This is a genomic window from Streptomyces triticagri, assembly GCF_003429565.1.
GTDB lineage: Bacteria > Actinomycetota > Actinomycetes > Streptomycetales > Streptomycetaceae > Streptomyces > Streptomyces triticagri.
The window spans coordinates 20398-28315 of the sequence record NZ_QUAK01000018.1; the positions used below are offsets into that span (position 1 = coordinate 20398).

Annotated in this window: 9 protein-coding genes; 5 read left to right on the plus strand and 4 right to left on the minus strand. The window is 71.7% G+C overall.

Annotated elements, in window-relative coordinates; all coding sequences use genetic code 11:
* Window positions 1-27: 27 nt before the first annotated feature.
* Window positions 28-837 carry a PhzF family phenazine biosynthesis protein gene (locus DY218_RS03715; RefSeq protein WP_128554444.1) on the minus strand — a complete coding sequence of 270 codons (810 nt, stop codon included), beginning with the start codon at window positions 835-837 and terminating at the stop codon, window positions 28-30.
* A 161-nt stretch (window positions 838-998) separates the two neighbouring features.
* Between DY218_RS03715 and DY218_RS03720 the strand changes: the two genes are divergently transcribed.
* Complete coding sequence (locus tag DY218_RS03720) at window positions 999-1781, plus strand: SDR family NAD(P)-dependent oxidoreductase (RefSeq protein WP_128554445.1); 783 nt, start codon at window positions 999-1001, stop codon at window positions 1779-1781.
* A gap of 84 nt (window positions 1782-1865) precedes the next feature.
* On the opposite strand, the gene DY218_RS03725 is transcribed toward DY218_RS03720, so the two are convergent.
* Window positions 1866-3026: a serine hydrolase domain-containing protein gene (locus DY218_RS03725; protein ID WP_128554446.1), complete on the minus strand. Its 1161-nt coding sequence runs from the start codon at window positions 3024-3026 to the stop codon at window positions 1866-1868.
* A gap of 209 nt (window positions 3027-3235) precedes the next feature.
* Between DY218_RS03725 and DY218_RS03730 the strand changes: the two genes are divergently transcribed.
* On the plus strand, window positions 3236-3868 hold the full coding sequence (locus tag DY218_RS03730; protein ID WP_128554447.1) for a PadR family transcriptional regulator: 633 nt from the start codon (window positions 3236-3238) through the stop codon (window positions 3866-3868).
* A gap of 140 nt (window positions 3869-4008) precedes the next feature.
* Here DY218_RS03730 and DY218_RS03735 read toward each other — a convergent pair whose 3' ends face one another.
* Window positions 4009-4437: a type II toxin-antitoxin system Rv0910 family toxin gene (locus DY218_RS03735; RefSeq protein ID WP_128554448.1), complete on the minus strand. Its 429-nt coding sequence runs from the start codon at window positions 4435-4437 to the stop codon at window positions 4009-4011.
* 107 nt (window positions 4438-4544) lie between these two features.
* Window positions 4545-4751 carry a hypothetical protein gene (locus DY218_RS03740; RefSeq protein ID WP_199566619.1) on the minus strand — a complete coding sequence of 69 codons (207 nt, stop codon included), beginning with the start codon at window positions 4749-4751 and terminating at the stop codon, window positions 4545-4547.
* A 325-nt stretch (window positions 4752-5076) separates the two neighbouring features.
* Between DY218_RS03740 and DY218_RS03745 the strand changes: the two genes are divergently transcribed.
* The 3 genes from DY218_RS03745 (at window position 5077) to DY218_RS03755 (ending at window position 7863) form a co-directional block, all read left to right on the plus strand.
* A complete protein-coding gene (locus tag DY218_RS03745) occupies window positions 5077-5616 on the plus strand; it encodes a Clp protease N-terminal domain-containing protein (RefSeq protein WP_128554450.1) in 540 nt (179 codons plus the stop codon).
* A 98-nt stretch (window positions 5617-5714) separates the two neighbouring features.
* Window positions 5715-6728 (plus strand): EamA family transporter, encoded by a 1014-nt coding sequence (locus tag DY218_RS03750; RefSeq protein ID WP_233521341.1) that lies wholly within the window; start codon window positions 5715-5717, stop codon window positions 6726-6728.
* A 160-nt stretch (window positions 6729-6888) separates the two neighbouring features.
* Complete coding sequence (locus tag DY218_RS03755; RefSeq protein ID WP_233521342.1) at window positions 6889-7863, plus strand: DMT family transporter; 975 nt, start codon at window positions 6889-6891, stop codon at window positions 7861-7863.
* Window positions 7864-7918 lie beyond the last annotated feature (55 nt).

Below are 7918 nucleotides of genomic sequence, written 5' to 3' on the forward strand. Positions count from 1 at the left end.
TCGTACCCCCGGAGCCGTACAGCCGCGTCAGACCAGCAACTCGCCTTCGATCACGGTGACCGCGTGTCCCGTGAGCAGGGTGCGGTCGCCCTTGAGGGTGGTGCGGACACGGCCGGAGCGTGCGGAGGCCTGCAGCCCCGTGAGTTCCGGATTCCCGAGGCGTTGCGACCAGTACGGGGCGAGGGCGGTGTGCGCGCTGCCGGTCACCGGGTCCTCGTCGATGCCCACGCGTGGGAAGAAGCAGCGTGACACGTAGTCGTAGCCGCCGGCCGGGTCGGCGGCCCGTGCGGTGGCGATGATGCCGCGCCGCGAATGGCGGACCAGACCCGCCAGGTCGGGTGCGAGAGCCCGTACGGCCGCCTCGTCGGTGAGCTCCACGAGGAGATCGCCGCAGTGCGGGCCGGTGTCGTGGGCCGAGAGCGGTTCGGCACCGAGTGCCGCCGCGAGGCCTTCGGGGACCGGCTCCTCGGTGAGGGGTGCCGTCGGGAAGTCGAGGGTGATCGAGCCGTCGGCCGCGGTGTGTGCGGTGAGTACACCCGCTCTGGTGGCGAAGCGCAGGGATCCCTCCGCGGTGCCCGTGCTGTGCAGTACGTGCGCGGTGGCCAGGGTGGCGTGCCCGCACAGGTCGACCTCGGTGGCCGGGGTGAACCAGCGCAGCGCCCAGTCCGCCTCGCCGCCGGGCGGCAGCGGATGGGCGAAGGCCGTCTCGGCGTGATTGACCTCGAGGGCGACGCGCTGCATCCAGTCGTCCGTCGGGAAGGCGTCCAGGAGCATGACGCCGGCCGGATTGCCGGTGAAGGCGCGATCGGTGAAGGCGTCGACGATGCGGATTCTCATGACCGCAGGCTAGGCAGACGTGGAAACGGTCGGCCAAGGCCAATCCAGGGTGTCTGGCCTCAAATCCCGGGGCCACTCAGAGGGACCGGCATACGGGACCTGCCGGCGGCATGGCGGAGCCCGGATGGCCGACGCTCGCGAGCGCATGACAGGGTCCCGGCATGAACAGGAACGACAACTACCTCCGTGACCTCTTCTCGCTCGACGGCCGGACCGCGCTGGTCACGGGCGGCAGTTCCGGCATCGGACGGGCCGTCGCAGAAGCCCTCGCGCGGGCGGGTGCGAGCGTCGTGGTCGTCGCACGCACCGAGTCGAGTCTCGACGAGACCGTCGCCGACCTGACCGGGGCAGGCTGCCGGGCGGCGCGGGTGAGTGCGGATCTGGGCAGCCGTGCCGGGGTCCGCGCGGCCGCCGATGAGGCCGTCGAGCACTTCGGCGAGCCCGACATCCTCGTCAACTGTGCGGGCATCAACCTCCGCCCACCGATGGGCGAACTCGACGACGACGTCTGGGACACCACGATGTCGGTGAACCTCGACGCGCCGTTCCTGCTTGGCCGTCGCTTCGGTCCCGGCATGGCCGAGCGCGGTTTCGGACGCATCATCCACATCACCTCCCAGCAGGCGCACCGCGCCTTCGTGCAGAGCGGGGCGTACGGGGTCTCCAAGGGCGCCCTCGAGTCCCTCGCACGCTCCCAGGCGGAGGCCTGGTCCCCGTACGGCGTCACGTGCAACACACTCGTGCCCGGGTTCGTGATGACGCCGCTCAACGCCCGGCTCTCCTCCGACCCGGCGCGGGTCGAGGCGCTCGCGGCGCGCACCATGGTCGGCCGGAACGGGCTTGCGGAGGACTTCGCGGGTGCGGCGGTGTTCCTGGCCAGTGGTGCCTCGGCGTACGTCACCGGTCAGTCGATCTTCGTGGACGGTGGTTTCTCGGTGCACTGACGCGGGTGGCGACCGGGGGTGCCGGGGAGGGGGCCGCGTACTCCGGCACCCCCTCCCCGCAGTTCAACCACCCTGGCGCCGGGCTCACTTGCCGCAGTACTCCGCCTCGATGAGCTCGCCGCCCTCGCCGTTCCAGTCGCCGTTGAGATTGAAGGCGAACGAATGGCCGCCGTGCTCGGTCGTCACGGCGTCGGAGACCGAGCCGAGGATGCCGCCGGAGTGGCCCCACACCTGTCGGCCGCAGCTGAGCTTGCGGTGGCTGAGGCCGAGACCGTAACTCGCCCCCGGGCGCTCCTCGCCGACGGGGACGGTCGTCTTCATCGCGGCCAACTGCCGCTCGGGCAGCAGTCGGCCGCGCAGCAGGGCCGAGTAGAAGCGGTTCAGGTCGGCCGCGGTCGAGATCAGCTCGCCGTCCGCCCAGGCGCTGGACGGATTGAACTCCGTGACGTCGTACGTCGGTCCCGTGGCGTCCTCGGCGAGCTTCGAGTACGCGCGGCTGCTGGGCCGGGGCACCAGCGGGTCCGTACCGGGCAGCGTGGTGGCGTGCAGCCCGAGCGGCTCGATGATGCGCCGGCGCACCTCGTCTCCGTACGGCCGTCCGGTGGCTCTCTCGATGATCAGGCCTGCGAGCAGGTAGTTGGTGTTGGAGTACCGCCAGTCCGTGCCGGGTGTGAAGTCCGGACGGTGGCGCATGGCGATCGCGACCAACTGCTCGGGGGACCAGGTGACGTAGCGGTTCTTGAAGAAGCCGTCCGGCCGGGCGGTGGCGCGCGCGAAGTCGTCGTCCGCGAGGTAGTCGTAGATGCCGCTGGTGTGGTTGAGGAGTTGGCGGATCGTGACGCGTCCGCCGTCGTGGCCGTGGCCGCGCACCAGGCCGGGAAGCCGGCGCTCGACCGTGTCGTCGAGGTCCACGCTGCCCTCCGCCTCGAGTTGGAGCAGCACCGTCGCCACGAAGGTCTTGGTGACACTGCCGGTCCGGTAGCGCTCGTCGGTGCCGCGCGGGTCGCCGGTCTCGAGGTCGCCGACGCCTGACGTGCCGCTCCAGGTGCCGTGTCGGTCCGTGGCCCGGCCGATCACCCCTGGCGTGCCGTCCCGGACGGTCGCGTCCATGGCGCTCCGAGTCGCTCGGTGGTGGTGGTCGGTGGCGGGCGACTCGGCCGCCGCGGCGGGGGCGGCGAGCAGACCCACCGCCAGCGCCGCAGCCGTGGTCGTGCCCACCAGGGCGGTGGTGGTCCGTGCTGACATCTGCTGTCCCTTCGCCTGCGGCGGGTTCCGCGATCGATCCCAGGGACCGGGCCGCGCGGCGGGCGGGTTGCCCGAGCCCCGCCGGGTTGAGCGGATTCCGGCCCTTCTTCGAGGCCGTGACCAGCGCATTCGTCAGGGATTGCCAAACGAACTATAGCGATATATCGTTGACGCATCGCGACAGTACATCGATGAGAGGGGTGGTTGCGATGCGTCCCCATGGACACGAGTACGAACACGAGCACCAGCACGGCCGTGGCCGGTGGCGGGGTCCCGATGGGTCCGGACGTCCCGGTCGGGGTGAATTCGAGGGCCTGCGGGCCGCGTTCGGGCCCTTCGGCCCCGGCTTCGGGGGTCCCGGTGGCCCCTGGGGCGGGCGTGGGCGCGGCGGGCCGCGGGGCAGGGCTCGGCGAGGCGACGTACGTGCGTCGATCCTGGCCCTGCTCAAGGAACGCCCGATGCACGGCTACGAGATGATCCAGGAGATCGCCGAGCGCAGTGGCGGCGCCTGGAAGCCCAGCCCGGGGTCGGTCTATCCGACGCTGCAGCTCCTCGAGGACGAGGGGCTCATCGGCTCCGCGACGGAGGGCGGGAAGAAGCTCTTCTCGCTCACCCAGCAGGGGACCGAGGCGGCTGCCGAGGGTCCCGACGCTCCTTGGGAGCAGGCCGGCCGTGGCGTCGACTGGGAGTCGGTCAACGAGATCCGGCAGGCCGGATTCGGTCTGATGGAGGCGTTCGGCCAGGTCTGGAAGACCGGATCGCCCGAACAGCGCGAGAAGGCGCTGGGGGTCGTCAACGAGGCTCGTAAGAAGCTGTATCTGATCCTCGCCGATGAGGACTGAACGCATCCCGGCGGGGTCCGTGCCGCCCGGTGATCCCGATCGCCGGAGTGCACGGATCCCGCGCGGAGCGGCGGCGCCGCGCATCTGAGAGGTGTGCGGCGCCGCTGTTCTGTGTCCGGGCGGCGGTGGAGGGCGTGCGGTCAGGCGACAAGTGCCGCGAGCTTGCGCAGCGACTCCTGGAGCGCGGCGCCGGCGGAGTCCTTGAGCTTCCCGGCCATCAGTGAGACGGCCGCGCCGGTGAACTCGCCGTCGATGCGTACGGTGGTCGCGTCGCCGTCGGGCGCGAGGCTGTAGCGCGTGCCGACGTTCACGCCCATCGGGCCCTTGCCCTTGATGGTGAGGGCGCGGCCCGGCTCGAGTTCGGTGACCGTCCAGACGACCTCCGCCGGGAAGCCCATCAGCTTCATGTTCTCCTCGAAGGTGCCGCCCTGTTCGAGCGAGGCGGGCGCCCCCTTGGGGAAGCCGGTGTGGGTCGCGCTCCACTCGCCGTAGACGGAGAAGTCGCTGAGCTTCGCCCAGACCTTCTCGGTCGATGCTTCGATACGTGCTTCCGCGCTGACGTCGGCCATGCGACCACCCCTTCTCGTCGGTGCTGCTGCGGGCGCAGCGCCACGGTCGCGGAACGTAGCGGCGGGGTCCGCAACTTACAAGACTGACGGCCCGTCAGAGATTGTGGTCAGGCGCCCTGGGGAGGCGGATCGCCCGGCTCCAAGAGGCCGATCCGGCGGATGACGGCCGCGTCGAAGCGGTCCGACGCCCGCGGGTGCCGGTGCTCGTCGTGGCAGTGCCAGGCCTCCCAGAAGAGATCGGCGAGCAGGGCGTCGGCCGGCGCGTGGACCCGGTACACGTACTGCTTCCCGTCGATCGCCGGCAGTGCGACCAGCCAGCAGCCGGAGTCGTCGTCGGTGCGCGACGGCACCGGGGGAACGGTGCGGCGCGGGCCGGGAGGCATGAGTGCCGTCCTTCGGGGCGGGGCGGATCGGGTGGCGTGCCGCGGGCAGGGTGGGCGCGACGGGGTCGACAAGGGCTCCGGGCAAGCCGGTTCGTCGTTCCGTGGGACGTGTGGCGGCGGGGCGTGGTTGCGCCGGCGAGCGAAGCAAGGCGGCGCGCGCGTCCGGGGGCGGATACGGGTGATCTCATCCGTAAGGAGGAGGGCTCGTACGCGCATCCCCACCCTGCGTCGGACGACCGGACCGTTCTGCCCGGGGATGCCTGGACCTCCGGGGGCTGATGAGGTGGGGTACGTGCACAGTTCCGCCCACCCGGCCCCCGCGGCCGATACGCCAGAAGCCGAGCCCGACGTCCGACTCAGCGAGGAGTTGACGTCCGTGGTGGCGGGCGCGCGGCGGCGGGCCGTACGTGACGGTGACGGCCAGATCGACACCGCGCATCTCCTGCACTCCCTGCTCGAGGCCGACCCCGCCGTCCGTGCCGCCTTCGCCGACGGCGCACAGGTGGCCCGCCTCCTCGGGTATCTGGTCCAGCGCAGCATCGGCTACGGACTCCAGTGGCAGGGCACCGTCGAGGACTCCGGCGCCGTACCCGTCGTACGCGAGGCCTCCGCCTTCTCGCCCTCCGCCGAGGCCGCCATGCACGCGGCCGTCGAGGCCGCCGCCCGCCGTGGGGCGCAGCGGGCCTCGGGCAACGATCTGCTCGACGCCCTGCTGGCCGACCCCGAGTGCCGTGCCGTCGAGGTGCTGCGCAGGGCCGGGGTGCGACCCGAGGAGCCGTCCGCCGAGAACGGCTGACATGCGCGCTCCGGGTGCGCGCGGCGCTCCGTCTCAGGCCCTGAGATGTCAGGGGTATCGGTGGTGACGCTCATGACCGGTGGTGTCATCATGAGCCGGTGTCTACGTCTGCGGGGATCCAAGGGGTCCAGGGGAGTCGCGGGAGGAATGTCGGTCTGGGGCTCGCCCTCGTCTCGGCGTTCTCGTTCGGCGGTTCGGGAGTTGCGGCCAAGCCGCTGATCGAGGCGGGTATGGACCCGCTGCACGTCACCTGGCTGCGGGTGGTCGGTGCCGCTCTGGTGATGCTGCCGGTGGCCTGGAAGCACCGCGATCTGCTGCGCCGCCGCCCCGCGCTGCTCGCCGGCTTCGGCCTCTTCGCCGTCGCCGGTGTGCAGGCCTTCTACTTCGCGTCCATCTCCCGGATCCCCGTCGGTGTCGCCCTGCTCATCGAGTACCTCGGGCCCGCGCTGGTGCTCGGCTGGATCCGCTTCGTGCAGCGGCGCCATGTGACCCGGGCCGCTGCGGTCGGCGTGGTACTCGCGGTCGGCGGGCTCGCCTGCGTCGTCGAGGTGTGGGCAGGGCTGTCGTTCGATGCGATCGGGGTGCTGCTCGCGCTCGGTGCCGCGTTCTGCCAGGCCGGCTACTTCATCCTCGGGGATCACGGCAGCGACGCCGGGGACGCGGCGCCCGATCCGCTCGGGGTGATCGCCTTCGGGCTGCTGATCGGCGCGGTGGTGCTGACCGTGGTGGCGCGGCCCTGGAACGCCGAGTTCTCGATCCTGACCGGGCAGGCCGAGATGGACGGCACCCCTGTGCCTGCGCTGCTGCTGCTCGCCTGGATCGTGCTCGTCACCACCGTGCTCGCCTACGGTTCCGGGGTGCTCGCGGTGCGTCGGCTCTCGCCGCAGGTCGCCGGGGTGGTCGCCTTCCTGGAGGCGGTCGTCGCCACGGTGCTCGCCTGGGTGCTGCTCGGTGAGCACCTCACGCTGCCGCAGATCTTCGGCGGATTCGTCGTGCTGCTCGGCGCCTTCATCGCACAGTCCTCCACGCCGGCCAATCCGCCCGACGAGCCGGTCGCCTGCGGGGTTCCCGCGGCGGAGAAGCAGTTGTCCGAGAAGGGCAGCAAGGCCTAGGGTGGCGATCATGCATTCGACGGCGCTCGTCCTTCCGCCCCCTGCCGCCTGAGGCGGGCGGCTCTACCGGCGACGAACGGACCGGACCCGGCACGACCGGGTCCACTGAGCGCTGCCCGCAGACGACAGTCATCCACTCTGTCTCTTGCGGAGAAGCCACGTGTCGAATGCTCTTCCCACTCCTGTGCCCGGACCGCTGTCCGGTGTCGCCCTGCCCGTCGGGCGGGGACTCCTCTATCTGATCGTCGCCGGTGTCGCCTGGGGGACGGCGGGCGCCGCCGCGTCCCTGGTCTTCCGCGCCAGCGATCTCGGCCCCGTAGCCCTGTCGTTCTGGCGCTGCGCGGGTGGTCTCGTCCTGCTGGTCGGTGCCCTCTCCCTGGGGCCGAAGCAGGCCGTGCGGCGGGTTCGTGTCGGTCGTACGGCCGTGCTCGGTGCGGCCCTCGCCCTCTTCCAGACCGCCTATTTCGCCGCGGTCCAGAGCACCGGTCTGGCCGTCGGCACGGTGGTCACGCTCGGTGCCGGGCCGGTGCTCATCGCGTTGGGGGCCCGCCTCGCCATGGCCGAGCGGCTCGGCCGCGGCGGTGTCGCCGCCGTGGCCGGTGCGCTCACCGGGCTCGCGGTGATGGTCCTCGGTGACGGCGGGGCGACCGTACGCCCCTGGGGTGTCCTGCTCGCGTTGCTCTCCGCCTCTGGGTACGCCGCGATGACGCTGCTGACCAGGTTCTGGGGCCGGGACGGCGGCGGGGACGACGCGTATGCCACCACTGCCTGGACGTTCGGATTCGCGGCCTTGTGTCTGCTGCCGCTCGCCGGGCTCGAAGGACTGGTGCCGCACACCGCCGAACGCGCGGATGTGGTCTGGCTGTTGCTGTACATCGCGGCCGTCCCCACCGCGCTCGCCTATGCGCTCTACTTCGCCGGGGCCGTGGTGGTGCGCTCGGCGACCGTCTCGGTGATCATGCTGCTCGAGCCGGTCAGTGCGGCGGTGATCGCGGTGGCTCTGCTCGGTGAGGCGCTCACCGCGGGCACCGTGGTGGGCACGCTGCTGATGCTCGCAGCGGTGGCCGGACTGGCCGTCGCGGAGACGCGGGGAGCGGTGGCGGCCAGAAGGGACGCGGTGCCGCCCAGGCCGTAGCGACGGGCGGGCCGGATGCCGGAATCGGGGTGCCACGCGCGCGTGGCACCCCGAT